Origin of the sequence: Pectobacterium sp. CFBP8739 (assembly GCF_013449375.1) — a bacterium.
Classification (GTDB): Bacteria; Pseudomonadota; Gammaproteobacteria; order Enterobacterales; family Enterobacteriaceae; genus Pectobacterium.
This window is the reverse complement of sequence record NZ_JACDRR010000010.1, coordinates 234,440-260,158: the sequence shown is the minus strand read 5'-3', so window position 1 is coordinate 260,158 and position 25,719 is coordinate 234,440. Positions and strand designations below refer to the sequence as shown.

The following is a 25,719-nucleotide window of genomic DNA, read 5'->3' as shown; positions in this document are numbered from 1 at the left end:
AGGAACTGTGCGACATCGTCTATTCACGCTGTTGCTGGGGCTGGCGGTGTTAATTACCGCTGGCTGCGGTTTTCATCTGCGCGGCACGACACAAGTGCCTGCGCAGTTACAAACGCTGGTGCTTGACAGCAGTGACCCTTATGGCCCGCTCACGCGTGCAGTACGCGAGCAGCTCCGCCTCAGCGATGTGAAAATCGTTGACGATGCGATGCGTCAGGATATCCCGTCTCTGCGGGTACTGGGCTCAAGCGAAACGCGCGATACTGTTTCTATTTTTCAGGACGGTAAAACGGCGGAGTACCAGATGGTGCTGACATTGCAAGCACAAGTGCTGATGCCGGGTGAAGACATTTATCCGCTCAGCGTAACGGTGTTCCGCACGTTCTTTGATAACCCGCTGGCTGCACTGGCGAAAGATGCCGAACAGGACATCGTTCGTCAGGAAATGCGTGAGCAGGCTGCCCAGCAGTTGGTACGTAAACTGCTGACCATCAACGGTAGCCAAGAAGTCAAAAATCGGTTGCAGTCCACCGATTCCAATGCTGCCGCCAAGCGTTCATGATTCGGCTTTACCCCGAACAACTCACCGCACAGCTCCATGAGGGGCTGCGCGGTTGCTATTTGGTCTTTGGCACAGACCAACTCCTGCTACAGGAAAGCCTCGACAACATTAAACGGGTCGCTCAACAGCACGAATTCAGCGAGCATTTCAGCTTCATTCTGGATCCTCATACCGATTGGGATGCCATTTTCAGCACCTGTCAGGCGCTCAGCCTGTTTGCCTCGCGCCAATCACTCCTACTGGTTCTACCGGAAAACGGCCCAAATGCCGCGATAAGCGAAAACCTGGTCAAGCTTTCTGGGCTATTGCACCCCGATATTTTGCTGATTCTGCGCGGTCAGAAGCTGACCAAAGCGCAGGAAAACAGTGCCTGGTTCAAAGCGCTTGCGCAAGACAGCGTCTATATCAACTGTCTCACGCCGGAACAGGCACAGCTTCCCCGCTGGGTGGCCCAGCGTGCCAAAACCATGAAATTGACGCTGGATGAACAGGCTACGCAGCTCATTTGCTATTGCTATGAAGGTAACCTTCTCGCACTGTCTCAGGCGTTAGAACGGCTGGCGCTGCTTTATCCTGATGGCAAACTGACTCTGCTGCGCGTGGAAAGCGCCGTTAATGATGCCGCCCACTTCACACCATTCCATTGGCTTGATGCGCTGCTAGCCGGCAAAGGCAAACGCGCTTGGCACATTTTACAGCAGCTAAAACAGGAAGATTGCGAACCGGTTATTTTGCTGCGCACGCTCCAGCGTGAGCTCCTACAACTGTTAACGCTGAAACGGCGTATGTCAGACACACCGCTGCGTACCTTATTCGATCAGCAAAAAGTATGGCAAAATCGGCGTGACCTGCTCACACAGGTATTACAGCGACTTTCTCTTCAACAACTACAGCAGGCTGTGCGATTACTGGCGCAGGTAGAAATAACGCTAAAGCAAGACTACGGTCAGCCCGTTTGGTCTGAACTTGAATCCCTTGCCATGTTGCTATGCGGCAAAGCCTTGCCGGAGGCATTCATTTGAATACGTCATCCACAGCGCCATCGCTGACCGCATTTTTTGGCGGCACGTTCGATCCGATTCATTACGGTCATCTTCAGCCAGTGACAGCACTGGCACATCTCGTGGGGCTAACTCAGGTTGTTCTGATGCCCAATAATGTTCCGCCACATCGTCAGCAGCCCGAAGCGACTTCCCGACAGCGTTTTCATATGGCTGAGCTAGCCGTTGAAGGCAATCCGCTCTTTACCGTGGACGATCGTGAACTACAACGAAAAACCCCCTCTTACACCATTGAAACACTGGAAGCGTTGAGGGCTGAAAAAGGCCGTAATGCGCCGCTGGGTTTTGTCATCGGGCAGGATTCATTGCTGACGCTACACCATTGGCACCGCTGGCAGGATCTACTCGGCGTCTGTCATTTGCTGGTGTGCGCGCGCCCAGGCTATTGCTCGACGCTGGAAACACCCGAATTACAACAGTGGCTGGACGAGCATCTGACCCACACGCCAGACGATCTTCATCGTCAACCGCAAGGGCGGATCTTTTTGGCAGATACGCCGCTGGTCACCATTTCCGCCACGGAAATTCGCCAACGTCGGCTACAAGGTCAGGACTGCCACGACCTATTGCCACCCACCGTGCTACGTTATATCGACGAAAACGGCCTATACCAATAACATCGCTTTTCCTGTCCATCAGTCACGGGCTTTATACCACTAGGTAAAAGTGCGTGATATACTCCGCGGCTGGTTTCAATCACCGGGAAAAGCGGAAATTCTCGGAAATTACTCGGTGATTCACGTTTTTCCTAAACAATTCAGCGCCACACGCGTCTGTCAGTTACAGACAGAACGCCATTGAGGGGGAACCTTTGCAAGGCCAAGCACTCCAAGATTTCGTTATTGATAAGGTCGATGACTTAAAAGCCCAGGATATCGTTGCACTTAACGTGCAGGGTAAATCCAGCATTACCGATTACATGGTTATCTGTACGGGAACCTCTACGCGCCACGTCGCGTCTATTGCCGATCACGTCGTGCAATCTTCACGCGCAGCAGGTCTGATCCCACTCGGTGTCGAAGGTGAAAGCGCCGCTGACTGGGTTGTTGTCGATTTGGGTGACGTGATGGTTCATGTCATGCAAGAAGAAAGTCGCCAACTGTACGAATTGGAAAAACTGTGGGGCTAGTATGAAACTGCAACTGGTCGCCGTTGGCACCAAAATGCCCGACTGGGTGCAGACTGGTTTCACCGATTATCTGCGCCGTTTTCCCAAGGACATGCCTTTCGAACTACTCGAAATTCCGGCAGGGAAACGGGGCAAAAATGCGGATATCAAACGCATTCTGGAGCGCGAAGGCGAACAGATGCTGGCGGCGGTGGGCAAAGGCAACCGCATTGTGACGCTGGATATTCCAGGGACTCGCTGGGAGACACCGCAATTGGCGCAGCAACTGGAGCGCTGGAAGCAGGACGGGCGCGACGTCAGCCTGCTAATTGGCGGGCCTGAAGGTCTTGCGCCAGAATGCAAAGCCGCAGCCGAACAAAGCTGGTCGCTCTCGCCTTTAACGCTGCCGCACCCGCTCGTTCGTGTACTGGTGGCGGAGAGCCTGTATCGTGCATGGAGCATTACGACTAATCACCCTTACCATCGGGAGTAAGGCGATACGATGAAACCTGTGAAATAACGCTGGATGAAAGTAGAACGTAAACCCTTTCGAGATTATACGGCTGAGTCCGCCCTGTTTGTGCGCCGTGCTTTGGTCGCCTTTCTGGGCATTTTGCTGCTTTCCGGTGTATTAGTCGCTAACCTTTATCATCTGCAAATTGTGCGTGTTGATGACTATCGCACGCGCTCTAATGAAAACCGTATTAAGCTGGTTCCTATCGCGCCCAGCCGCGGCATCATCTATGACCGCAACGGCACCCCACTGGCGCTAAATCGTACCATTTATCAGTTAGAGCTGGTGCCCGACAAAGTCGACAATCTTAAAGACACACTCGAAGCGCTGCGTCCCGTCGTCGATCTCACCGATGACGATCTGGAAGGTTTTGAAAAAGAGCGTAAGCGCTCACGCCGCTTTACCTCTATTCCGGTAAAAACTGGGCTCACCGAGATTCAGGTTGCCCGTTTTGCCGTCAACCAATATCGCTTCCCCGGCGTTGAAATTAAAGGCTACCAGCGTCGCTATTACCCTTACGGTTCTGCACTGACGCACATTACGGGCTATGTCTCCAAAATCAACGATAAAGACGTAGAACGGCTGACCAAAGAAGAGAAAATCGCCGATTATGCTGCTACGCGCGACATCGGCAAGCTGGGCATCGAGCGCCATTACGAAGATTTATTGCACGGTAAGCCCGGCTATGAGGAAGTGGAAGTCAACAACCGCGGCCGCGTAATCCGTCAGCTCCATGAACAACCACCACAGGCCGGACGCGATATCTACCTGACGTTGGATCTAAGCCTGCAAATCTACATCGAAAAATTACTCGAAGGTAGTCGTGCTGCGGTCATCGTCACCGACCCGCGCGATGGCGGTATTCTGGCGATGGTTTCTACCCCCAGTTATGACCCTAACCTCTTTGTCGATGGCATTTCCACCAAAGATTACAACAAATTACGTAACGACCCTAATCGTCCGTTGATCAACCGTGCGACACAAGGTGTATATCCCCCAGCTTCCACTGTGAAACCCTATATTGCGGTTTCCGCTTTGACTTCGGGCGTGATTACGACTAACACCAGCCTGTTTGACCCTGGTTGGTGGCAATTACCCGGTTCTGAAAAACGTTTTCGCGACTGGAAAAAATGGGGTCATGGTCGACTGAATCTCACTAAATCACTGGAAGAATCTGCGGACACCTTCTTCTATCAGGTCGCTTATGACATGGGTATCGATCGCCTGTCTGAATGGATGAACAAATTCGGGTACGGTCAACGAACGGGTATTGATATCTCGGAAGAAAGCAGAGGTAACATGCCAACCCGTGAGTGGAAACTGAGGCAATTCAAAAGGCCTTGGTATCAGGGCGATACCATTCCTGTCGGGATCGGTCAGGGTTACTGGACGGCAACACCGATTCAGATGAATAAAGCGTTAGTTACGTTGATCAACGATGGGCAAGTCAAAACACCACATTTGCTTTATAGTTCGCGCGAAAATGGCGTTATAGTGCCTTACAAACAGACGGAGAATCAGCAAATTGGCGATATTCGTTCTGGCTATTGGGAAATAGCGAAAGATGGCATGTATGGCGTAGCTAATCGTGCGAACGGCACCGCACACAAAAGTTTCGAGGATGCCCCCTATAAAATCGCGGCAAAATCCGGTACTGCGCAGGTTTTCGGCCTAAAAGAAAACGAAACCTATAATGCGCACAAGATCGCAGAGCACTTACGTGACCATAAGTTAATGGTCGCCTTTGCTCCCTATAAGAATCCTAAAGTCGCGGTATCGATCATTCTGGAAAACGGCGGCGCAGGCCCTACCGTTGGTACCATCATCCGCCAGATCCTTGATCATATCCTGCTGGGTGACAACAATACTGATTTACCTAGTGCGCCCCCTGCGCCACCGGGTAGCGAGAGTGAGTAACAGACAGCCATGACCGATAGCCAACAAAAGGGATCCTTCTGGGCAAAAATCCACATCGACCTCCCGTTTCTTTTCTGCATTCTGGCGCTGTTAGGCTATAGCCTGTTTGTCCTATGGAGCGCCAGTGGGCAAGACATCGGTATGATGGAGAGAAAAGTCGTTCAAATCATACTGGGGTTGACCGTGATGATCGTGATGGCGCAGATCCCTCCCCGCGTATATGAGGGCTGGGCGCTCTACCTTTACGTCTTTTGCGTGATTTTGCTGCTCATTGTGGATATTTTCGGACAGATTAGTAAAGGCGCTCAACGCTGGCTGGATCTCGGTTTTATCCGTTTCCAACCATCGGAAATTGCTAAAATCGCCGTACCGCTGATGGTTGCCCGTTTTATCAATCGTGATATGTGTCCACCGTCGCTAAAAAATACGGCGATCGCGCTGGTTCTGATTTTTGTCCCTACGCTGCTGGTTGCCGCACAGCCGGATTTGGGCACCTCGATATTGATTGCCTTATCAGGGCTGTTTGTACTTTTCCTCGCTGGCATGAGCTGGCGTTTGATTGGTGTCGCCGTTCTGCTGGTCGCCGCGTTTATTCCGATACTCTGGTTTTTCCTGATGCATGATTATCAGCGTGCAAGGGTGATGATGCTGCTCGATCCAGAAAGCGATCCACTTGGCGCCGGATACCATATTATTCAGTCGAAAATTGCGATAGGCTCTGGTGGACTATCAGGAAAAGGTTGGCTGCACGGCACACAGTCTCAGTTAGAGTTTCTACCCGAACGCCACACCGACTTTATCTTTGCCGTGTTGTCGGAAGAGCTCGGCTTAATCGGCGTTTTGATTCTGCTCGCGATGTACCTGTTTATGATTATGCGCGGTCTGGTTATTGCTGCTAATGCACAAACCTCGTTTGGCCGCGTGATGGTCGGTGGGCTGATGCTCATTCTGTTTTTCTATGTTTTCGTCAATATCGGGATGGTCAGCGGTATACTTCCCGTTGTTGGCGTGCCGCTACCGCTAATCAGCTACGGCGGATCGGCGCTGGTCGTTTTAATGGCGGGATTCGGTATCGTCATGTCGATACATACTCACCGCAAACTGTTATCCAAGAATTTATAACACGAGGTGAGCAATGCGTAAGGATTGGCTTTGGATCGGCGTAGCGACTCTGGCGCTTGCTGCCTGTACCACGACGGAGCAGCGGCAGCCAGCACCACCTGTAACTCAGGTTTATAGCGGCCCTGTCGAAGAGATCGGCGGCGCGGAACCCCGCTACGAACCCTACAATCAGGGAACGCTGCAAGACTACAACGTAAAAGGCAAGACCTATAAAATTGTCAAAGATCCGCAAAACTTTAGTGAGACCGGCTTAGCCGCATGGTACGGCGAAGAAGCCAGCGGTAACCGTACGTCAATCGGCGAAACCTTTGATCCGAACGCGATCACCGCCGCCCACCCGACGCTGCCGCTGCCAAGCTATGTCCGTGTCACCAACCTGAGCAACGGCCGTCGTCTGGTTGTTCGAGTGAACGATCGCGGGCCGTATATGCCAGGTAGAATTATTGATCTGTCGAAAGCCGCAGGCGACCGACTGAACATCTCTAACAATACTAAAGTGAAAGTGGATTTCATCAACGTCGCACCAGACGGCACGCTCTCCGGCCCTGGGACTGTGGGCACCACCGTCGCGAAGCAAAGTTTCGCCCTGCCAGAACGCCCGAGTTTCGGCGCTAGCGGGCTAGGTACACCCATGATGGAAACCACATCACCCATGCCGAACAACGCCGTTCGCCCAATCAGTAATAGTAGCCTGAGCGTGCCAGCTGAAAATACACAGCCGCAAAGCGGTGCAACGTCACACAGCGGTGGTTTTTTGGGAGCCCCTTCCGCTTTGCGCCCTGGCGTGATTGAAACCAGCGTCGCGCCAGCGGCAACGCCGTCCTCATCCGCTGCGCCACTGAGCATCACACCCGCACCGGCCATTGCCGCGTCCGCCACAACGACACCGTCTACAACAGGTCACTATGTGGTTCAGGTCGGTGCGCTGAGCGATCAGCAGCGCGCACAAACCTGGCAGCGCAGCCTGAGTGAACGTTTCCGCGTAGCCGGTAAAGTCACAGCGAGCGGCGGGCTGTACCGCATCCAGCTAGGGCCATTCCAGAATCGTCAGCAAGCCGCTGAACTTCAACAACGTTTGTCAGTCGAAGCTCAACAGCAGTCGTTTATTACCGCCGCACCCGGCACCCTCTAGTCACGGATAATCGGCAGGCTCACCATGCAAAAGCGGTGGCTATGACATTGAACATAACGCCCTGTTGCAAAATCACGTAACGTAATGCCTGATGCCTGCCTATTCCCCATCTGCTATAGTGTGGCTCGTTTTTTAACTCATACCCACGGATGTTGTTGTTCCAATCATGAATACTGTAAACACGTCTCGTTTTACTAAGCGTACTGCGCTTGGCGCACTGCTCGCCATTAGTGCCACTTCCTTTGCCTATGCCGAAGATATCAATCTCAAAACGATGATCCCCGGCGTTCCGCAAATCGATGCTGAATCCTACATCCTGATTGATTACAACTCTGGGAAAGTGTTGGCCGAAATGAATGCCGACACGCGCCGCGATCCGGCCAGCTTAACGAAAATGATGACCAGCTACGTCATTGGTCAAGCCATTAAATCAGGAAAAATCACCCCGAACGACATCGTTACCGTCGGTAAAGATGCCTGGGCAACCGGCAACCCGACCTTCCAGGGCTCTTCCCTGATGTTCTTGAAGCCGGGCGATCGTGTTCCCGTCTCCCAATTAAACCGCGGTATTATCCTGCAATCCGGTAACGATGCTTGCGTCGCGATGGCCGACTACGTTGCCGGCAGTCAGGATGCCTTCGTTAACCTGATGAACGGTTACGTGAAAGCGCTGGGGCTGCAAAATACCAATTTTGAAACCGTGCACGGTCTTGATGCACCGGGCCAGTTCAGCTCGGCGCGTGATATGGCCCTGATCGGTCAGGCGCTGATCCGCGATGTGCCAGAAGAATACGCGACCTACAAAGAGAAAGAGTTCACGTTCAACAATATCCGTCAGCCTAACCGTAACGGTTTGCTGTGGGATTCCAGCCTGAATGTTGACGGTATCAAAACGGGTCATACAGCATCAGCCGGCTTTAACTTGGTCGCCTCGGCAACAGAAGGTCAGATGCGTCTGATTTCAGCGGTATTAGGCGGACGTAATGCCAAAGGGCGCGAGTCAGAAAGTAAAAAACTGCTGACCTGGGGCTTCCGCTTCTTTGAAACCGTTGCGCCGTTGAAAGCAGGCAAAGAATTTGCTTCTGAGCCGGTCTGGTTTGGTGACAGTGACCGCGTGGCGCTGGGCGTTGAGAAAGATGCCTACCTGACCATTCCACGTGGCCGTATGAAAGATCTGAAGGCCAGCTATGTTCTGGACAACACGGAACTGCACGCGCCGTTAGCGAAAAATCAGGTTGTGGGTTCCATCAATTTCCAACTGGATGGCAAAACGATCGACCAGCGTCCGCTGGTGGTCATGAACGAAGTGAAAGAAGGCGGGATTTTTGGCCGTATGATCGACTACATCAAACTGATGTTCCATCACTGGTTCGGCTAAGCCCTCTTGTGTGGGGCCAAAACGCCCCCACATAGATAGCATCTATAACTCCCGCAGAACGCGGGAGTTATGCTTTTTTAGTATAATGTACTGATGTCAGTGCTAATACCGTCGGGATGATGCCGACGTATTACCCTCTCTGGAGCGCAAATGAAAACCAAATTAAACGAACTGCTTGAATTCCCCTGTGTTTTTACCTACAAGGTCATGGGTGAGGCAAAACCAGAGTTGGTCGATCTGGTCGTTGAAGTGGTACAACGTCATGCGCCAGGCGACTACACGCCGCAGATCAAACCCAGCAGCAAAGGGAATTATCACTCCGTTTCCATCACCATTACTGCGACACACATTGAGCAGGTGGAAACGCTGTACGAAGAGCTGGGCAATATCGACATCGTGCGCATGGTTCTGTAAAGCATAGGGTTCTGTAAGAATCACGCAATAAAAAGAACGAGCGGGAAAATTAGCGAGCACGGCATAGTTTTGTGATGCCATAATTATCGTGCGTAGTTTTGTGCCACCCACGTTTTGCACTCCATAATTTGCATAGTGCTGTTCGCTGAGGCCTCCCGCCGTTATAATCCTCCGACCTTTCCTTAACCTGAAGATGACACACGTGCTACAGGATAAGATCATCGTACGCCAATTTGACGTACAGCCGTATGAGCCCGTCTCTCTGGCGATGCATAATTTCACCGACCGGCGCGATGAGAATACCCCAGACGAACTCTGGCTGGTTCAGCATCCCCGCGTATTCACACAAGGTCAGGCAGGAAAAGCCGAACATGTCCTCATGCCCGGTGACATTCCCGTCATTCAGAGCGACAGAGGCGGCCAGGTGACCTACCACGGCCCCGGCCAGCAGGTGATGTACGTGTTGATTGATCTGAAGCGCCGTAAGCTTGGCGTTCGTCAGCTCGTCACTGCGATTGAAAATACCGTGATTGGCACACTGGCGCACTTCCATATTGACGCCCATGCGCGCCCAGATGCGCCCGGCGTTTATGTGGGCGAACGTAAGATCTGCTCGCTGGGACTGCGTATTCGCAAAGGCTGCTCGTTCCACGGACTGGCGCTCAATATCGCGATGGACCTCTCTCCTTTCCTGCGTATCAACCCATGTGGTTACGCGGGGATGGAAATGACGCAAATCAGTGATCTGATGGCGGGCGTCACGCTGGATGACACCGCTCCCGTGCTAGTGAACACCTTTTTACAGCAAGTTGGCTATTCCGCACCCGAGTTTATTTCGTGGAATTTGGACATACAAGGTGAGCCGCTTCCTAGTTAACAAGTTTCATCCTGTCGATGAAAATCAACTGGTTAGACTATCGCGTCTTGATAGATTACATTTTATTCACATAATTTATTCATTTTGATCGCGCAAAGGCTGATTGTGGTTAGGCAAGATGATATAATTTTTAGAGTTTTTTAAAAAAAAGTTTAACCAAAAACATAATCCTTTGAATTTGGATAACAAATTTAAAGAAACGATTCAGAACTGGAACTTACGCAAACATGAGTAAACCGATTCAGATCGAACGCGGCGTCAAATACCGCGATGCCGATAAGATGGCGCTAATCCCGGTACGTACTGTCGTTACCGAACGCCAAGAGCTTCTGCGCAAACCTGAATGGATGAAGATTAAACTTCCGGCAGATTCGAGCCGTATTCAGGGAATCAAAGCGGCTATGCGCAAAAACGGGTTGCACTCAGTTTGCGAAGAAGCGTCCTGTCCGAATCTGGCGGAATGTTTCAACCACGGCACCGCCACCTTCATGATTCTGGGCGCCATTTGTACTCGTCGCTGTCCGTTCTGTGACGTCGCCCACGGCCGCCCGCTTACGCCAGATGCCAACGAACCTGAGAAACTGGCTCAGACTATCCATGACATGGGCTTACGCTACGTTGTGATCACTTCGGTTGACCGTGATGACCTGCGTGACGGCGGAGCACAGCATTTTGCGGACTGCATTAGCGCTATTCGTCGTAAAAACCCGAATATCCGCATCGAAACGCTGGTGCCAGACTTCCGCGGTCGTATGGATCGCGCGTTAGAGATCCTGACCGCCACGCCACCGGATGTGTTCAACCACAATCTGGAAAACGTACCGCGCGTTTATCGTCAGGTTCGCCCTGGCGCGAATTATGAGTGGTCACTGAAGCTGCTGGAGAACTTCAAAAACGCGCATCCGGATATCCCGACCAAATCTGGCCTGATGGTTGGATTGGGAGAAACCAATGCGGAAATCGTGGAAGTCATGCGCGACCTGCGCCGCCACGGAGTGACGATGCTGACGCTGGGACAATATTTACAGCCTAGCCGCCATCATCTGCCGGTACAGCGTTACGTCAGCCCAGATGAATTTGATGAGATGAAAGCGGAAGCGATGGCGATGGGCTTTACCCACGCAGCATGCGGCCCATTTGTTCGCTCGTCTTACCATGCCGACCTACAGGCAAAAGGCATCGAAGTAAAATAAGCGCTCATACATTTTTACACATCTTTTGTATGGGATAAAAAACGGACGGCAATAGCCGTCCGTTTTGTTGTGTGATGGGCAATCAGGATTCTTTACGAGAGGAATCATGCAGCGCTGCGGTATCATCCGTTTTTGCCGGTTGATCGTCATTCATCGCCTTTTTAAAGCCTTTAATCGCCGCGCCCAAATCACCGCCTAAGCTACGAAGTTTATTCGTACCGAACAGCAGGATGATTAATGCGCCAATCACCAACAGTTTGGCAATACTGATACCTTCCATACAAACCTACCTGATTTACAGATGCTGGAGACGCCAGCGAGCGAGACTATTCTTGTCGAAAAAATGCTTTATATCCTATGTCCTCTATCTAAGACCTTATGCAGCAGGACACAATTCGCATCTGTAACAAAGTAAGACGCGGGAAAAGCGCTTTCGCACGTATTCAGATTGGTTTACAACTTTCCTCTCGGTATCACTACAAAAAAACTGTCCGACGACGTAAACTTTTCTCTCCAAAAAGGAGATGACATTCCTCCCTACCCTAATGCCACCAAAAACGCTGGCAGACTGAACGACAGGGTACAACCGCCACTTGGCTAATGATGTCTACGTCCACCTCGCAGAGAGGGCGTAGCGTCCTGCCCGATACTCTTCGAGATGGCAAAAACGCCCTAAGCACAAATAATTCAGGAAAGATTTCTATGTTTAGCACATTACTCGCGGTATTTATTGGTGGCGGAGTCGGTAGCGTGGCACGCTGGCAGCTCGGAATGAAGTTTAATAATTTGCACCCAACGCTACCGCTGGGTACCTTACTTGCCAACTTGATGGGGGCCTTTGTGATTGGCGGCGCCCTCGCTTTCTTCCTGCGCCATCCTCATCTCGATCAAGGCTGGAAAATGTTGATTACCACTGGGCTATGCGGCGGCCTAACAACGTTTTCTACCTTTTCCGCGGAGGTTGTCATGTTTCTGCAAAGCGGGCAGTTGGCAGCGGCGGGGTTGCACGTGATGTTGAATCTGGCGGGATCGTTACTGATGACCGCGCTGGCGTTTGCTCTAGTTACGTGGGTAACAACGCACTGATACTTTTTTGATAATTGATGGCACGTGAAAATTGATAGCACGTGGAAAATGAAGCAAAAAAAACCCGCCATTAGGCGGGTTTTTCACGAAATCGGTATAATTAAATAGCGTTAACGTTAGCAGCAGAAGGACCTTTGGCACCGTCAGTGATTTCGAACTCTACACGCTGACCTTCAGCCAGAGTTTTGAAACCATTGCTCTGGATGGCAGAGAAGTGTACGAACACGTCTTTGCTACCATCTTCAGGAGTAATGAAACCGAAGCCTTTGGACTCATTAAACCACTTAACACTACCTTTAATCTTAGACATCAAACTTACCTTTACATGAATGAAAGACACAAAATCTGTGTCAGGTACAGTACAACAATAGATTGGCCTTTTGTCCAGTTGAAGTTGGATAAAAAGTGATAAAAGTCGCTAAAAAGATATACCGGACGACTTCACTACCCTATTTTAACCCGATGCAGAACACAGAGCGCTCGGTTCGGGCCGATTCATCACTTTTTATGATATCGAAGGAAAGCACCATGATAAGCAAAACGCTGGGTCTGATCGGGGGAATGAGTTGGGAATCAACCATACCGTATTACCGCATGATCAACGAGTATGTGAAAGGCCAACTTGGCGGCCTGCACTCCGCCAAAATCATCCTGCACAGCGTCGATTTCCACGAGATCGAACGATTACAAGCGCAAGGTGATTGGGAGCAGTCAGCCGCCGTCCTCGGCGATATCGCGGTGGGATTACGTCAGGCGGGAGCGGATGCTATCGTCATCTGTACCAACACCATGCATAAAGTAGCCGATGACGTTGAACGAGCCTGCCAGCTTCCTCTTTTGCATATTGCCGATGCTACCGGTGCCAGCCTGAAACAGCACGGATTGAAGAAAGTCGGCCTGCTCGGAACCCGCTATACGATGGAGCAGGATTTCTATCGTCAGCGCATTCAGGAACGATTTGGCGTGGAGGTAGTCGTTCCCGACCATGAGGGAAAAGCGATCGTTAATCGCATCATTTACGACGAACTTTGTCTGGGGAACATTAATGACGCATCGCGGCAGGTCTATCGGGACATTATCCAGCAGCTTGAACAGCAAGGCGCGGAAGGCATCATTCTGGGTTGTACGGAAATCCCGCTGTTAATCAGTACCCAAGATGCGACAGTTCCTCTTTTTGACACCAGCAAACTTCACGCGATTGCCGCTGCGAAATTTGCGCTTAACCAATCATCATAATGAATTAATTGAATAAAATGGATTTCGTTCGCAAGCTTAATAATACCCTCTTTTATTTACTCAAGTTTCCCCTTTTTGGATAGAAAAAAAGCAGTATTGAGAGACTCAATACTGCTTTTTCTTATGATTTTATTCCTGGTATGCAATGACTAACAGTGCTTTTCGTTATTATTTGCCTAACATTGCTTCAATAAAATCTTTCCAAGTGCTTACTTCTACCTCTACCATACAAACCTCTTAGTAATTAACGGCGATATATTATACGCACGCTTTTTAATCAAAAAAAAGCCTTTTAAGTACAAAAAACAGACAGGCAATCATTTTTGCTACATGGTTCACAGTAGATCTCCCCGCTCTTTTTCGGCATTCTGAGCTATTGCCCGAGTAAATCGCGCTGTCGAGAACAGCGATCGTCATGCAACCCAATAAGCAGAAAGGATTTTACCCCTATGACGCTGACCATGTACGGCATTAAAAACTGTGACACCATAAAGAAAGCGCGCCGCTGGCTGGACGATCAACAGGTGGCGTATCGCTTCCATGATTACCGTGCCGACGGTCTGGATGAACCGCAGCTACAGCGTTTTATCGACCAACTGGGGTTTCAGGCCTTACTCAACACACGCGGAACGACTTGGCGTAAACTCAGTGAGGAGCTGCGCGAATTAATCAACAGCGATACCCACGACAGCGCAGAGGCAGCCAAAAACCTAATGCTGGAACAGCCAGCGGTGATTAAACGACCGTTGCTGATTACCGATGACGGCAACGCGCTGCTTGGATTCAGTATCGACAGCTACCAGAAATTTATTGCGGAGAACCAATAACGTGTCTTGCCCAGTCATAGAGCTCGCTCAACAGTTAATTAAACGCCCTTCCCTTAGCCCGAACGACGAGGGCTGCCAGGCACTCATGATTGAACGCCTGACGGCGATGGGCTTTACCGTCGAAGCAATGGATTTTGGCGATACCCAAAATTTCTGGGCATGGCGCGGCACAGGAAAAACGCTGGCCTTCGCCGGACACACTGACGTGGTTCCCAGCGGGGATGAAAGCCAGTGGCAGCACCCGCCGTTTGAGCCGATCATCCGTGACGGTATGTTGTACGGTCGCGGTGCCGCGGATATGAAAGGTTCGCTGGCCGCGATGGTGATTGCCGCCGAGCGCTTTGTCGCCGCTCACCCGAATCACCAAGGGCGTCTCGCGTTCCTGATTACGTCGGACGAAGAAGCCAGCGCCGTTAACGGCACGGTAAAAGTGGTTGAGGCGCTGATGGCACGCAATGAACGCCTTGACTACTGTCTGGTCGGTGAACCGTCCAGTACGCATGTTGTGGGCGATGTGGTAAAAAATGGCCGTCGTGGTTCTATCACGGCGAACCTACGCGTACACGGCGTACAGGGGCACGTAGCCTACCCTCATCTGGCAGACAACCCCGTTCATCGTGCGGCACCAGCGCTGAACGAGCTGATCGCCACCGAGTGGGATCGGGGTAATGATTTCTTCCCACCAACCACGATGCAGATTGCCAATATTCAGGCAGGCACCGGCAGCAACAACGTCATCCCCGGTGAACTGTTTGTGCAGTTCAATTTCCGTTTCAGTACCGAATTAACGGATACGCTAATCCAACAGCGCGTCGCAGAATTGCTAGATCGCCACCAGCTCAATTACACCATTGACTGGAAGCTTTCCGGCCAGCCATTCTTGACTGCACGCGGCGAATTGGTCGATGCCGTAGTGAATGCCGTCAAGCACTACAATGAGGTTACGCCAGAGCTGCTGACCAATGGCGGCACCTCCGATGGCCGCTTTATCGCTCGTATGGGCGCACAGGTGGTTGAACTCGGCCCCGTCAATGCCACGATCCATAAAGTGGACGAATGCGTCAGCGCGGCAGACTTGCAGCTGCTGAGCCGCATGTACCAGCGTATTATGGAGCAGCTCATCGCATGATGACGTCAGCGATGTTAACCGGTAAAAGCGACCAACATCTGGTCGTATTAGACGGTCGCCATCGCCTTCATCCGGAGGCGATAACGGCATTTCTGGCGCTACAGCTGGCGGCAAAAACAGCAGGATTTAACCTACAGCCTGCCAGCACGTTTCGTGATTTTGAACGCCAGCGTCAGATCTGGAATGGTAAATTTCGCGGTGAACGTCCCGTCATGGATGCCAACAGCCAGCCGCTGGATGTGTCAGCTCTGGACGACGCCGAGCGCTGTGAAGCAATTCTACGCTGGTCTGCCATGCCCGGATCCAGCCGCCACCACTGGGGCAGCGATCTCGATATCTACGATCCCGATTTATTACCCGCAGGCAGTTCGCTCCAGCTAGAACCGTGGGAATATGAAGAAGGCGGTTATTTTGCCGCCTTGAACGCGTGGTTGAGCGCGCACATGCATGAATACGGTTTTTATCGGCCTTATGCGCACGATCTCGGCGGTGTCGCAGTCGAACCCTGGCATATCAGCTATTATCCATTAGCACAGTATGCGGAAGAACAGCTTACACCCGACCTCATTCTTGCCGCCTGGCAAGATGAAGATATTGCAGGCTACCACTGGCTTTGCCAGAACTTGCCGCAGCTGTTTACCCGTTATATTCATAATGTTGATGAGGCGTAACCATGGCATGGCTGGCTGATTACTGGTGGATAATCCTGATTATCCTGATAGGCATGCTGATTAACGGCATCAAAGAATTGCGCAACGTTGACCACACGCGTTTTCTGCTCAACAAACCCAAATTGCCCCCGCATCGTGACAACAACGATAAATGGGATGATGAAGACGACGACTGGCCGAAGAAAAAACCCTGATACGGGTCATCGCCAAACCGCCAGCACGCGAGTTAAGCGTCACGCTGCGGGCGGTTTGGATTCTCACGCGGCAGGAACAAAACTTTCCGCCCGCTCCAGCAGAAAGTCATAAAACTCTTTCGCACACACCGAAAGCTGACGTTCTCTATCCGTCACCAGATAGATACCGCGCTGTAGCGATAAATCTCGGAACGGAATAATCGCAATGTCTTTGTGCTGAAACTGGAACAGCGTCAGCCCCGTCACAATACTCACACCATAATTTGCCGCTACCAGCCCCATCATGGTGGTCAACTGACGCACTTCCAACACATAGTTAAAGCCTTCTGGTTCGATAAGCTGATCGGTGTACTGCCGGATGCTGGTGCCTTTGCAGAACCCGACAAACGGGTATGGCGCCACGTCGGCCACATCAACACTGTCGCGCTGCGCCAGCGGGTGCGAGTTCTGGCAGATCAGATAAAAGCTGTCGGCAAACAGCATGCGAGAACTGAACGTTCCCGGCGACGGTTGCCCTGCCGTCAGGGCCAGATCGGCGCGCCCATCCAGCACCGCCTTTAGGCAGCGATCCCACTGTGTATCCAGCAGTTCAACCTTAATCTTGGGGTAAGCGCGATGATATTGCGCCAGCACCTGAGGTAACCATTCCACCGCCATTGACGGCAATACCGCCAGCACAATCTTCCCTTTGTACCCCGTGGCATACGATTTGATCTCACCGACAGCATCGTCATGGGTTTGCACCAGCCGACGAGCAATATCAATGAAATGGAGGCCATCAGCATTGAGTTGCACTTTACGTGTATCACGATCAAATAGCCGATAGCCGACCTCTTCCTCCAGCCCAGCAATTAACGAACTAAATGCAGGCTGAGAGAGATTTATTTTCTGGGCCGCGCGCGTGAAATTATCGGTTTCCGTCAACGCGATAAAGGCTCGTAATTGTTTTATCGATAAGTTCATAGTGTTTTTATATAAATAAAATGAAGTCTCCGGTAAGAAAGGAACAAATTCAATAGAAAAAAAATAGTAACTGCCATTTTTATGACCCTTCCCGCATTTATTTAATTCCATTCAAACACAGCCCACTATTCACAAAAATGGACATTCTGGATAAATATCACAAATCATAAAAAACAATTACGTAAAAATACTCAGTTAAACAAACCAAATCAATCAATTAGACATTGATAAGAAAATCGAAAGAGTTAATACCATTAACAAATAAAATAAACCCATCAGATTTACGAATAAAACCATTAGGATTACGAGTTAGTATAAATCGGGTTGAGGGTGATAAAAATAGCGCAGACAAAAAATCAAATGACTCTGGCGTAAGCACTCATTTGTTTTGTTAATTATGACAAGGATTGTTATTGAGTTGTTTAATTCATTGTAAATAAAACAAATAGGCAACATACAAATATATTATTAAAGAGGAATTTTTATGCTAGCTCTCATCGGGGTGCTAACCATAGCCACCTTGCTCTTTTTCATCATGACTAAACGAATGTCGCCTCTGGTGGCGCTGATCGTGATTCCCGTTCTTGGTGCACTCGCCGCAGGCAGCGGCACCGATACCGCGAAATACGTGGTGGACGGCATCACCAAACTGGCCCCGATGGCGGCGATGTTTGTTTTTGCCATTGCCTTCTTCGGTGTCGTCACCGATGCCGGCATGTTTGATCCTATCATCAAGGGGATCTTACGCATGGTCGGTACCAATCCGGTAAAAATCATTATCGGAACGGGTGTATTGGCACTGATTGCGCACCTGGACGGTAACGGTGCCGTCACTTTCCTGATCACGATTCCCGCCATGCTGCCGCTGTTTAATAAGCTCGGCATGGATAAACGCATTCTGGTCGGCATTACCGCGCTCAGCGCCGGTGTTAACTTCCTGCCGTGGACTGGGCCGATGATCCGCGCCGCAGCCGCGTTAAACACCACGACGCACGACTTGTTTATCCCGCTTATCCCAGCGCAGCTTTGCGGCCTGACCTTCATGGTGCTCATGGGCTATTACTGGGGCAAGAAAGAAGAGAAGCGTCTGGGATTGGCATCGGGTAATCCACTGGCGGGCGGCACGCAGTCCATCACGGCTGAAGCGCATGTGAAAGAGCTGACCGATGCCGAAAAAGCGCTGCGTCGTCCGAAGATGTTCTGGGTCAACATCGCGCTGGTGCTTGCCGTTATCGGCACCATGGTGTTTACCAAAATTTCCCCTACGGTCGCCTTCATGATCGCGCTGACGCTAGCGCTGATGTTCAACTACCCCAACGTTGAAATGCAGAAAGAGCGCATTAATGCTCATGCCAAAGCCGCGCTGATGATGGCCAGCATCTTGTTTGCTGCGGGCGCGTTCACCGGCATCATGAGCGGCACCGGTATGCTGAAAGCCATGTCGCTCTCGGCAGTCAGCTTTGTACCGGAATCTTTTGCCTCCCACATTCCGTTTATCGTCGGCCTGATCTCTATGCCGCTGAGTCTGGTGTTTGACCCTGATTCGTATTACTTCGGCATCATGCCAGTCATTGCCCACACCGTGGACATGCTGGGTGTACCGCCGATTCAGGTCGCGCAGGCTTCCGTATTAGGACAGATGACCACAGGCTTCCCGGTTAGCCCGCTGACGCCAGCCACCTTCCTACTGGTCAGTCTGGCGGGTGTCGATCTCGCCGATCACCAGAAGTTCTCTATCCCTGTGCTCTGGGCCGCCAGCGTCATCATGACGTTCGCCTGCGTCATCTTCGGGGTCTTCCCCTTATAGGGAACGCACCGTTTCCCATTGATCACGCCAACAGACACATTTCATTGATAAAGGTAAGTTTATGAAGACAATTCGTATTGGTTCCGGCGCTGGTTATGCAGGCGATCGCATCGAACCGGCCGTAGAACTGGCTCAAAAAGGCGACATTCAGTATCTGGTATTTGAATGTCTGGCAGAACGCACTATCGCCATCGGCCAAAAACAGAAGCAGCAGAACCCGGAAAAAGGCTACAACGAGCTACTGGCCGACCGTATGCACGCTGTGCTGCCGCTCTGCCTAGAGAAAGGCATCAAAATTATCACCAATATGGGCTCGGCGAACCCCGTTGCCGCTGGTCAGCGCGTATTGGAAATCGCCAAAGAGCTGGGTGCAGAGAAGCTGAAAATCGCCGTCGTGACTGGTGATGATGTGCACTCGGTACTGATTGCGCAGGATTCCAAGCTGGATGAGATGGGTCAGCCTGTTTCACGCTGCGGCAAAGACATTCTTTCCGCCAATGCCTATCTCGGCGCCGATGCGCTGGTAGAAGCGCTGCGCCAAGGGGCGGATGTGATTATTGCCGGTCGCGTTTCCGATCCGTCTCTGTTCCTGTCCGCCATGATGTATGAATTCAACTGGGCGGCCGATGACTGGGATCGTCTGGGCAAAGGCACTTGCCTCGGCCATCTGTTGGAGTGCGCGGGTCAAATCACCGGTGGTTACTATGCCGATCCTGGCGTCAAAGACATTCCCCATCTTGATCGTCTGGGTTTCCCAATTGCGGAAATTAGCGAAGACGGCAGTGCCGTCATTACCAAAGTTGAAGGTTCCGGCGGCTGCGTCTGCGTGGATACCTGTAAAGAACAGCTGCTGTATGAGATCCACCGCCCGGACAGCTACATTACCCCAGACGTGATTGCCGATTTCAGCCACGTCACCTTTACGCAAGACGGTGAAAACCGCGTGCGCGTACAGGGTGCCACCGGACGCGCAAAAACCGACACGCTGAAAGTGTCTGTCGGTTATCAGGACGGCTTCATCGGCGAAGGCGAAATTTCTTACGCCGGTCCCGGTGCCGTCGCACGCGGCCGTTTAGCGCTGGATATCGTCAAAGGGCGCTTTGCGCTGTGCCAGATTGATTTTCAGGAAATCCGTTACGACCTGATCGGGGTTGATTCACTGCACGGCGCACAGCGGTCGCAAAGCAGCGAACCGTATGAGGTACGCGCGCGCGTCGCGGCACGCTGCACCTCCAGAGCGCAAGCGGTGAAAGTGGGTAACGAAGTTGAAACGCTCTATACCAACGGCCCGGCAGGCGGCGGCGGTGTTAACAAAGCGGTAAAAGAAATACTGGCGATGGATTCCACCCTGCTGTCTCGCGCCTGCGTCACACCAGCCGTTGATTATCTGGAGATTAAATAATGAAACTGCGTGAAATTGCCCACTCTCGTACCGGCGATAAAGGAAATACCTCCAATATTTCGCTGATTGCTTATCGGGCGGAAGATTATGAGGTGCTGAAAGAGACGATCACGGCCGAGAAAGTGAAGGATTGGTTTGCCGATATCGTGACGGGTGAGGTTGTCCGCTATGAGCTTCCCGCTATCGGCGCCCTGAACTTCGTTATGTACGGTGCACTGGGCGGCGGTGTTACGCGTTCGCTGGCGCTGGACATGCACGGCAAAGGATTAAGCTCAGCCATTTTGGATATCGATATTTAATTCGATAACAGGGAAAGGGTGGAATTTTTCTATTCTCCACCCTTTCCCTAAAAAACGAACATCCGCCACCACGATTGACAGGTATTTATTTATCTGTGGGGAGTCGTGCGGCCATTTTTCAGAGAAATAACTTTCAGAGTAAACAGGCAATGAATAATAAAGTCATTGATGCCAGCCATTTCCGTTCTTATTTATTTAACGGAATGACAATTATGTTCGGTGGTTTTATGGGCGTCGGTACACCGAAATTATTGGTAGATGAGATCATTAAATCCGGTGTCTCTGATTTAACCCTAATCGGAAATGATACTGGGTTTGTCGATACCGGCGTCGGACCATTAATTGCCAATGGTCAGGTGAAGAAAGTGATTGCTTCACATATTGGTACAAACCCAGAAACCGGGCGTCGCATGATCTCCGGCGAATTAGACGTAGAGCTGGTGCCACAAGGGACGCTGGCAGAACGCATTCGCAGCGGCGGCGCAGGTTTAGGTGGCTTTTTGACGCCAACTGGCGTGGGCACCATCGTCGAAGAGAATAAACAAAAAATAACAATAAACGATACTACCTATTTATTGGAACTGCCGATTACGGCAGATCTCGCCATATTACAGGCCAGTATTGCCGACACCAGCGGAAACCTTATTTATCACCTCACCGCCCGTAATTTCAACCCGCTTATTGCGCTTGCCGCGAAGAAAGTCGTGGCGCAATGCGAACAGGTTATTCCAGTTGGTCAATTAGCACCGGAATGTGTTGTTACCCCAGCGGCGCTGGTCGATCACCTTTATTTGGGAGAAAAATAATGGATGCGAAAGAGTTAATCGCCCGCCGCGTCGCGCTGGAATTAAAAAACGGTGACGTGGTGAATTTGGGCATTGGTTTGCCCACCAAAGTGGCGAATTACGTGCCGCACGGCATTGAAGTCACCTTCCAGTCGGAAAACGGCTTTTTAGGGTTAGGGGCCATAACCGAACCGGATAGCAATCTGGTTAACGCTGGTGGCCAGGCATGCGGCATGGTGCCAGGCGCGGCCATGTTCGACAGCGCTTTTTCCTTTGCGCTGATTCGCGGCGGCCACGTCGATGTTTGCGTGCTGGGCGGCTTGCAGGTGGATGAACACGGCAGCCTCGCCAACTGGATGGTACCGGGGAAAATGGTGCCCGGCATGGGCGGCGCGATGGATCTGGTGGTCGGCGCGAAGAAGGTCATTATCGCGCTTGAACACTGCGCCAAAAATGGCGATGCCAAGCTGTTACACCAGTGCACCTACCCGCTGACTGCCGCCAATAAAGTCAGCATGGTCGTCACCGAGTTAGCCGTCTTCCAATTCATCAACCAACAAATGGTGCTGACTGAGATCAGCCCCGACATCACCGTGGACGAACTACGCCAGAAAACCGAGGCGAACTTTACCGTGTCCGCCGATTTAAAACCGTTCAGCATTCATTAATCGAGGCGATCATGAACGACTCCGTTGTTATTGTTAGTGCCAAACGCACCGCGATTGGCAAATTCGCCGGTAGCCTGGCCAATACGTCCGCTATCGATATGGCCTCAGCCACCATCCGTGATTGCCTGTCGACGCTGCCAGACACGCTGGCGGTTGATGAGGTGATTCTCGGCAACGTGCTGCAAGCCGGTCTGGGGCAAAACCCTGCGCATCAGGCCAGCCAGACGGCGGGACTGTCCTTTGAAACCCCATCGTTGACCATCAGCAAAGTCTGCGGTTCTGGTCTGAAAGCCGTCGTGCTCGGCGCACAGTCTATTCTGTCCGGCGACAATCAGGTCTGCGTAACGGGCGGGATGGAAAACATGAGTGCGGCTCCCTATCTATTGGAAAAAGCGCGCCACGGTTACCGCATGGGGAATGGCAAGCTCGTTGACATCATGATTAACGACGGCCTGTGGTGCGCGTTTAATGATTACCACATGGGCACCACGGCGGAAAATATCGCCGAGCGCTACCAGCTCACGCGCGAAGAACAGGATCAGGTGGCGCTGGCGTCCCAGCAGAAAGCCGTTGCCGCGATTGAAGCAGGCCGCTTCAAGGCTGAAATTACCCCGCTGTCACTGCGCAGCAAGAAAGAGACGCGGATTTTCGATCGGGATGAATTCCCCCGTGCAGACACCACACTCGCGTCGCTGGCGGCATTGCGTCCGGCGTTTTCCGCGAACGGCACCGTCACCGCAGGCAATGCGTCCGGCATTAACGATGCTGCCGCAACGCTGGTGTTAATGCGTGAATCCGAAGCGAAAAAACAGGGTATTACTCCGCTGGCACGGATTCGCAGCTGGGCGTCTGCCGGCGTACCGAGCGAGGTCATGGGCCTGGGGCCGATTCCTGCGACACAGAAAGCGCTGCTCAAAGCGGGGTTGACGATTGGTGATATCGACCTGATTGAAGCCAATGAAGCCTTTGCTGCACAGTTTCTGGCCGTACAGCGCGATCTCCAGCTCGACCCAGAGAAAGTGAACGTCAACGGCGGTGCGATTGCGCTGGGTCACCCTATCGGAGCAAGCGGTGCGCGTATTCTCGTCACACTGGTCCATGCGCTGCACAGCTACAACAAAACGCTGGGGCTGGCGACATTGTGCATCGGCGGCGGACAAGGTATCGCGATGATCGTTGAGCGCGTTTAAACGTGCAATTGGCCGAAACATGTGCCAGAGGACAAAGTAATCAGACCGTTGACAAACCTATTTACAGAACGAAAACGGGAGTAAGGGAATAGAAGAGTAAAGCGTTTGCGCCAGGGATGGCGCAATCCGAGCTTACATGGAGGTACTTGCAGCGTCTTTACGATCTATCCCTTGCTACCGCTCTACGACCTTTGTCGTTTTAACTGGAGAACAACAATACGATTCGCTGGCTAAAACGTTTCCCAGTTCGCATTCGATGAGCCAGCATGGGTGGGTTTGGACAGCAGCGATGCCGGTAATGCCGCAGGAGAAGGCGCACGCTCGGCACGATGCTCCTGCGCTGCCGCCTGACTAATTTTGAACACCGCCACCGCGTTCTGCAAAAATCTGGCCTGCTCTTCCAATGCCGCCGCAGCGGAAGCGGATTCTTCTACCAGCGAGGCGTTTTGCTGCGTGACGCGATCCATTTCATTAACCGCCTGACCGACCTGCTCAATCCCTCGGCTTTGCTCATCCGAGGCCGATGCGATTTCTCCCATGATATCCGTTACCCGGCTCACGGCGCTGACGATCTCTTGCATCGTGTCGCCCGCGTCTTTCACCTGCAAAGACCCCGTATTCGTGCGGCTCACCGAATCATCAATCAGCGTTTTGATCTCTTTGGCGGCCTGCGCACTGCGCTGCGCCAGCGTGCGAACTTCTCCCGCCACCACGGCAAAGCCCCGCCCCTGTTCACCGGCACGCGCCGCTTCTACCGCCGCATTCAGCGCCAGAATGTTGGTTTGGAAAGCGATGCTATCAATCACGCTGGTAATGTGGGCGATTTTTTGTGAACTGTCGGCTATCTCATTCATCGTTTTCACGACATTATCGACGACAGCCCCCCCTTTATTGGCCGTCTCTGACGCATTTTTTGCCAGCAGCGTCGCCTGACGCGCATTGTCAGAATTCAGTTTCACCGTTGAGGTGAGTTGTTCCATACTGGCGGCCGTTTCTTGTAGCGAGGCAGCCTGCTGTTCCGTGCGCGACGACAGATCGTTACTGCCCACCGAAATTTCACTGGCCCCAGAGTGGATGGAATGGGAACTGTCGCGCACCTGGCTCACGGTACGGATTAATGACTGCTGCATGTGGTGCAACCCTGTCGCAAGCTGGCTCATCTCATTGCGGCCGCTAGCATCAATAGGATGCGTCAGATCGCCCTCAGCGATGGCGCTAATATGCCGCATAAGCGTTCGCAGCGGGTGCAAAAGAATGCGCTGCAACCCGATCCAACTGAGGATGATCACCAACACGACGACTACAGAAAGGGCCCCCAAAAGCCACAGCATGGTTGCAAACGCCGTGTGGTTTTCCTTCAAACCGTCATCCGACAGCTGGTTTTGTGCCGTACGCCACGCAATATAGGCGTCCTGCATGGCCACATTATATGGCGCCGCACCGCTACTTAATTTCATCGCCGCTCCTGCTAACCCGCCGGAAAGCGAATCGACAATATCATTCAGCAGCTTGTCGTAAGCGGTATAGCTCTCTTCTAGTTTTTTAGATAACGCCTCATCCAATCCAGGCGTATTAGGGAGGGATAAATAGTCTTTATAACTACTTTCTGAGGCAGCCAATTGCGATTTTGCTTGCTGTAAGAGCGCCTGCATGGCCTCTTTATCCGCATTCCCCATCATCATGTTTTGTATAATGGAACCGATAGCGATGCGCGTCTGATTCATCATGATCCAGGCATCAGTAAAGGCGGCCACATTCTGATTCGAGCGTTGGGAAACCAAGAAGCTGTCTCTATCGTTCATCAGTGCCCGAACGGATAACGCGCCCGTTAAGAACTGAGATATGCCTAATACCAACAATAAAATGACAAGGATGGTAATGACTTTAATACGCTTAAACATGGCACACCCTCTTTTTCCATAAGGATGGAATAGTTATATCCGAAAAAAGAAGGTAAATATTGAACACTCAACACAAATAAAAACATTGCCTATATTATTTAACATTCCGATATGGATGATATTATTTTTAATATGGATAAAGTCTCACGCCTAAAACGCTAACCTCTCATTTGAGTGAGACAGTGAAAACGGGCAATAAGCTATTCCTATGGAATAAACCCTGAATCACTCGAATAGCGTGGTAAAACATTCATCGGTTGAACGGCGTAAAGCGTCGGTTCTT

28 protein-coding genes and 1 riboswitch are annotated in these 25,719 nt (G+C 51.6%); of the genes, 24 read left to right on the top strand and 4 right to left on the bottom strand.

The window, feature by feature from the left end; all coding sequences use genetic code 11:
* Nucleotides 1-7 precede the first annotated feature (7 nt).
* The 12 genes from lptE to lipA all read left to right on the top strand — a co-directional run bounded on the left by lptE (nt 8) and on the right by lipA (nt 11,278).
* Nucleotides 8-562, top strand: coding sequence for an LPS assembly lipoprotein LptE (gene lptE / locus H0247_RS09645; protein ID WP_180742343.1), 555 nt, complete (start codon nt 8-10; stop codon nt 560-562).
* A complete protein-coding gene (gene holA / locus H0247_RS09640; RefSeq protein ID WP_180742342.1) occupies nt 559-1,584 on the top strand; it encodes a DNA polymerase III subunit delta in 1,026 nt (341 codons plus the stop codon). The genes lptE and holA overlap by 4 nt, the downstream gene beginning before the upstream one ends.
* The gene (nadD, locus tag H0247_RS09635; RefSeq protein ID WP_180742341.1) at nt 1,551-2,240 is read left to right on the top strand and encodes a nicotinate-nucleotide adenylyltransferase; all 690 of its coding nucleotides are present in this window, start codon (nt 1,551-1,553) and stop codon (nt 2,238-2,240) included. The genes holA and nadD overlap by 34 nt, the downstream gene beginning before the upstream one ends.
* Before the next feature lie 194 nt (nt 2,241-2,434).
* Nucleotides 2,435-2,752: a ribosome silencing factor gene (rsfS, locus tag H0247_RS09630; protein ID WP_010284049.1), complete on the top strand. Its 318-nt coding sequence runs from the start codon at nt 2,435-2,437 to the stop codon at nt 2,750-2,752.
* Nucleotide 2,753: 1 nt separating this feature from the next.
* Entirely contained in the window at nt 2,754-3,224 is a 471-nt protein-coding gene (gene rlmH / locus H0247_RS09625; RefSeq protein WP_015730925.1) for a 23S rRNA (pseudouridine(1915)-N(3))-methyltransferase RlmH, read from the top strand.
* A gap of 33 nt (nt 3,225-3,257) precedes the next feature.
* The gene (mrdA, locus tag H0247_RS09620) at nt 3,258-5,162 is read left to right on the top strand and encodes a peptidoglycan DD-transpeptidase MrdA (RefSeq protein WP_180742340.1); all 1,905 of its coding nucleotides are present in this window, start codon (nt 3,258-3,260) and stop codon (nt 5,160-5,162) included.
* 9 nt (nt 5,163-5,171) lie between these two features.
* On the top strand, nt 5,172-6,284 hold the full coding sequence (gene mrdB, locus H0247_RS09615) for a peptidoglycan glycosyltransferase MrdB (RefSeq protein WP_180742339.1): 1,113 nt from the start codon (nt 5,172-5,174) through the stop codon (nt 6,282-6,284).
* 13 nt (nt 6,285-6,297) lie between these two features.
* Nucleotides 6,298-7,416 (top strand): endolytic peptidoglycan transglycosylase RlpA, encoded by a 1,119-nt coding sequence (rlpA, locus tag H0247_RS09610; RefSeq protein WP_180742338.1) that lies wholly within the window; start codon nt 6,298-6,300, stop codon nt 7,414-7,416.
* A gap of 166 nt (nt 7,417-7,582) precedes the next feature.
* Nucleotides 7,583-8,794 (top strand): D-alanyl-D-alanine carboxypeptidase DacA, encoded by a 1,212-nt coding sequence (dacA, locus tag H0247_RS09605; RefSeq protein ID WP_180742337.1) that lies wholly within the window; start codon nt 7,583-7,585, stop codon nt 8,792-8,794.
* Between the two features lie 150 nt (nt 8,795-8,944).
* Nucleotides 8,945-9,208: a DUF493 family protein YbeD gene (gene ybeD / locus H0247_RS09600; RefSeq protein ID WP_005976281.1), complete on the top strand. Its 264-nt coding sequence runs from the start codon at nt 8,945-8,947 to the stop codon at nt 9,206-9,208.
* A gap of 193 nt (nt 9,209-9,401) precedes the next feature.
* Nucleotides 9,402-10,085: a lipoyl(octanoyl) transferase LipB gene (gene lipB / locus H0247_RS09595; protein ID WP_180742336.1), complete on the top strand. Its 684-nt coding sequence runs from the start codon at nt 9,402-9,404 to the stop codon at nt 10,083-10,085.
* 227 nt (nt 10,086-10,312) lie between these two features.
* Nucleotides 10,313-11,278, top strand: coding sequence for a lipoyl synthase (lipA, locus tag H0247_RS09590; RefSeq protein WP_039498796.1), 966 nt, complete (start codon nt 10,313-10,315; stop codon nt 11,276-11,278).
* A gap of 82 nt (nt 11,279-11,360) precedes the next feature.
* Here lipA and tatA read toward each other — a convergent pair whose 3' ends face one another.
* Nucleotides 11,361-11,558 (bottom strand): Sec-independent protein translocase subunit TatA, encoded by a 198-nt coding sequence (gene tatA, locus H0247_RS09585; RefSeq protein WP_039498795.1) that lies wholly within the window; start codon nt 11,556-11,558, stop codon nt 11,361-11,363.
* Between the two features lie 231 nt (nt 11,559-11,789).
* Nucleotides 11,790-11,895, top strand: a riboswitch (Fluoride riboswitch).
* 85 nt (nt 11,896-11,980) lie between these two features.
* Here tatA and crcB point away from each other — a divergent pair.
* Nucleotides 11,981-12,364 (top strand): fluoride efflux transporter CrcB, encoded by a 384-nt coding sequence (gene crcB, locus H0247_RS09580; RefSeq protein WP_039498794.1) that lies wholly within the window; start codon nt 11,981-11,983, stop codon nt 12,362-12,364.
* Between the two features lie 100 nt (nt 12,365-12,464).
* On the opposite strand, the gene cspE is transcribed toward crcB, so the two are convergent.
* Nucleotides 12,465-12,674, bottom strand: a complete 210-nt coding sequence (gene cspE, locus H0247_RS09575; protein ID WP_005976270.1) for a transcription antiterminator/RNA stability regulator CspE — start codon at nt 12,672-12,674, stop codon at nt 12,465-12,467.
* Between the two features lie 218 nt (nt 12,675-12,892).
* On the opposite strand from cspE, the gene H0247_RS09570 reads away from it, so the two are divergent.
* From H0247_RS09570 to H0247_RS09550, 5 genes are all read left to right on the top strand, one after another.
* The gene (locus H0247_RS09570; protein WP_180742335.1) at nt 12,893-13,600 is read left to right on the top strand and encodes an aspartate/glutamate racemase family protein; all 708 of its coding nucleotides are present in this window, start codon (nt 12,893-12,895) and stop codon (nt 13,598-13,600) included.
* 449 nt (nt 13,601-14,049) lie between these two features.
* Complete coding sequence (locus H0247_RS09565) at nt 14,050-14,427, top strand: ArsC family reductase (RefSeq protein WP_180742334.1); 378 nt, start codon at nt 14,050-14,052, stop codon at nt 14,425-14,427.
* Nucleotide 14,428: 1 nt separating this feature from the next.
* Nucleotides 14,429-15,556, top strand: a complete 1,128-nt coding sequence (gene dapE, locus H0247_RS09560; RefSeq protein WP_180742333.1) for a succinyl-diaminopimelate desuccinylase — start codon at nt 14,429-14,431, stop codon at nt 15,554-15,556.
* Nucleotides 15,553-16,227: a M15 family metallopeptidase gene (locus H0247_RS09555; RefSeq protein WP_180742332.1), complete on the top strand. Its 675-nt coding sequence runs from the start codon at nt 15,553-15,555 to the stop codon at nt 16,225-16,227. The genes dapE and H0247_RS09555 overlap by 4 nt, the downstream gene beginning before the upstream one ends.
* 2 nt (nt 16,228-16,229) lie before the next feature.
* Entirely contained in the window at nt 16,230-16,421 is a 192-nt protein-coding gene (locus H0247_RS09550) for a YpfN family protein (RefSeq protein WP_015839454.1), read from the top strand.
* A gap of 63 nt (nt 16,422-16,484) precedes the next feature.
* Here the strand turns inward: H0247_RS09550 and H0247_RS09545 are convergent, their stop codons facing one another.
* Nucleotides 16,485-17,384 carry a LysR family transcriptional regulator gene (locus H0247_RS09545; protein ID WP_180742331.1) on the bottom strand — a complete coding sequence of 300 codons (900 nt, stop codon included), beginning with the start codon at nt 17,382-17,384 and terminating at the stop codon, nt 16,485-16,487.
* Nucleotides 17,385-17,868: 484 nt separating this feature from the next.
* On the opposite strand from H0247_RS09545, the gene H0247_RS09540 reads away from it, so the two are divergent.
* The 6 genes from H0247_RS09540 to H0247_RS09515 all read left to right on the top strand — a co-directional run bounded on the left by H0247_RS09540 (nt 17,869) and on the right by H0247_RS09515 (nt 23,535).
* The gene (locus tag H0247_RS09540; RefSeq protein WP_107168318.1) at nt 17,869-19,191 is read left to right on the top strand and encodes a CitMHS family transporter; all 1,323 of its coding nucleotides are present in this window, start codon (nt 17,869-17,871) and stop codon (nt 19,189-19,191) included.
* 61 nt (nt 19,192-19,252) lie between these two features.
* Complete coding sequence (locus tag H0247_RS09535) at nt 19,253-20,593, top strand: acyclic terpene utilization AtuA family protein (protein WP_180742330.1); 1,341 nt, start codon at nt 19,253-19,255, stop codon at nt 20,591-20,593.
* A complete protein-coding gene (locus tag H0247_RS09530) occupies nt 20,593-20,892 on the top strand; it encodes a hypothetical protein (protein ID WP_180742329.1) in 300 nt (99 codons plus the stop codon). Before H0247_RS09535 ends, H0247_RS09530 begins: the two co-directional genes overlap by 1 nt.
* A gap of 149 nt (nt 20,893-21,041) precedes the next feature.
* Entirely contained in the window at nt 21,042-21,698 is a 657-nt protein-coding gene (atoD, locus tag H0247_RS09525) for an acetate CoA-transferase subunit alpha (RefSeq protein ID WP_180742328.1), read from the top strand.
* Nucleotides 21,698-22,345: a 3-oxoacid CoA-transferase subunit B gene (locus tag H0247_RS09520; RefSeq protein ID WP_180742327.1), complete on the top strand. Its 648-nt coding sequence runs from the start codon at nt 21,698-21,700 to the stop codon at nt 22,343-22,345. Before atoD ends, H0247_RS09520 begins: the two co-directional genes overlap by 1 nt.
* An 11-nt stretch (nt 22,346-22,356) precedes the next feature.
* The gene (locus tag H0247_RS09515; protein ID WP_180742326.1) at nt 22,357-23,535 is read left to right on the top strand and encodes an acetyl-CoA C-acetyltransferase; all 1,179 of its coding nucleotides are present in this window, start codon (nt 22,357-22,359) and stop codon (nt 23,533-23,535) included.
* A gap of 230 nt (nt 23,536-23,765) precedes the next feature.
* On the opposite strand, the gene H0247_RS09510 is transcribed toward H0247_RS09515, so the two are convergent.
* Entirely contained in the window at nt 23,766-25,436 is a 1,671-nt protein-coding gene (locus tag H0247_RS09510; RefSeq protein WP_180742325.1) for a methyl-accepting chemotaxis protein, read from the bottom strand.
* Between the last annotated feature and the right edge of the window lie 283 nt (nt 25,437-25,719).

What these genes read in the sequence shown, in the direction of transcription:
- holA (WP_180742342.1), top strand. Translation starts at nt 559, where the DNA reads ATGATTCGGCTTTACCCCGAACAACTCACCGCACAGCTCCATGAGGGG.
- nadD (WP_180742341.1), top strand. Translation starts at nt 1,551, where the DNA reads ATGCGGCAAAGCCTTGCCGGAGGCATTCATTTGAATACGTCATCCACA.
- rlmH (WP_015730925.1), top strand. Translation starts at nt 2,754, where the DNA reads ATGAAACTGCAACTGGTCGCCGTTGGCACCAAAATGCCCGACTGGGTG.
- mrdA (WP_180742340.1), top strand. Translation starts at nt 3,258, where the DNA reads ATGAAAGTAGAACGTAAACCCTTTCGAGATTATACGGCTGAGTCCGCC.
- mrdB (WP_180742339.1), top strand. Translation starts at nt 5,172, where the DNA reads ATGACCGATAGCCAACAAAAGGGATCCTTCTGGGCAAAAATCCACATC.
- rlpA (WP_180742338.1), top strand. Translation starts at nt 6,298, where the DNA reads ATGCGTAAGGATTGGCTTTGGATCGGCGTAGCGACTCTGGCGCTTGCT.
- dacA (WP_180742337.1), top strand. Translation starts at nt 7,583, where the DNA reads ATGAATACTGTAAACACGTCTCGTTTTACTAAGCGTACTGCGCTTGGC.
- ybeD (WP_005976281.1), top strand. Translation starts at nt 8,945, where the DNA reads ATGAAAACCAAATTAAACGAACTGCTTGAATTCCCCTGTGTTTTTACC.
- lipB (WP_180742336.1), top strand. Translation starts at nt 9,402, where the DNA reads ATGACACACGTGCTACAGGATAAGATCATCGTACGCCAATTTGACGTA.
- lipA (WP_039498796.1), top strand. Translation starts at nt 10,313, where the DNA reads ATGAGTAAACCGATTCAGATCGAACGCGGCGTCAAATACCGCGATGCC.
- tatA (WP_039498795.1), bottom strand. Translation starts at nt 11,558, where the DNA reads ATGGAAGGTATCAGTATTGCCAAACTGTTGGTGATTGGCGCATTAATC.
- crcB (WP_039498794.1), top strand. Translation starts at nt 11,981, where the DNA reads ATGTTTAGCACATTACTCGCGGTATTTATTGGTGGCGGAGTCGGTAGC.
- cspE (WP_005976270.1), bottom strand. Translation starts at nt 12,674, where the DNA reads ATGTCTAAGATTAAAGGTAGTGTTAAGTGGTTTAATGAGTCCAAAGGC.
- H0247_RS09570 (WP_180742335.1), top strand. Translation starts at nt 12,893, where the DNA reads ATGATAAGCAAAACGCTGGGTCTGATCGGGGGAATGAGTTGGGAATCA.
- H0247_RS09565 (WP_180742334.1), top strand. Translation starts at nt 14,050, where the DNA reads ATGACGCTGACCATGTACGGCATTAAAAACTGTGACACCATAAAGAAA.
- H0247_RS09555 (WP_180742332.1), top strand. Translation starts at nt 15,553, where the DNA reads ATGATGACGTCAGCGATGTTAACCGGTAAAAGCGACCAACATCTGGTC.
- H0247_RS09550 (WP_015839454.1), top strand. Translation starts at nt 16,230, where the DNA reads ATGGCATGGCTGGCTGATTACTGGTGGATAATCCTGATTATCCTGATA.
- H0247_RS09545 (WP_180742331.1), bottom strand. Translation starts at nt 17,384, where the DNA reads ATGAACTTATCGATAAAACAATTACGAGCCTTTATCGCGTTGACGGAA.
- H0247_RS09540 (WP_107168318.1), top strand. Translation starts at nt 17,869, where the DNA reads ATGCTAGCTCTCATCGGGGTGCTAACCATAGCCACCTTGCTCTTTTTC.
- H0247_RS09535 (WP_180742330.1), top strand. Translation starts at nt 19,253, where the DNA reads ATGAAGACAATTCGTATTGGTTCCGGCGCTGGTTATGCAGGCGATCGC.
- H0247_RS09530 (WP_180742329.1), top strand. Translation starts at nt 20,593, where the DNA reads ATGAAACTGCGTGAAATTGCCCACTCTCGTACCGGCGATAAAGGAAAT.
- atoD (WP_180742328.1), top strand. Translation starts at nt 21,042, where the DNA reads ATGAATAATAAAGTCATTGATGCCAGCCATTTCCGTTCTTATTTATTT.
- H0247_RS09520 (WP_180742327.1), top strand. Translation starts at nt 21,698, where the DNA reads ATGGATGCGAAAGAGTTAATCGCCCGCCGCGTCGCGCTGGAATTAAAA.
- H0247_RS09515 (WP_180742326.1), top strand. Translation starts at nt 22,357, where the DNA reads ATGAACGACTCCGTTGTTATTGTTAGTGCCAAACGCACCGCGATTGGC.
- H0247_RS09510 (WP_180742325.1), bottom strand. Translation starts at nt 25,436, where the DNA reads ATGTTTAAGCGTATTAAAGTCATTACCATCCTTGTCATTTTATTGTTG.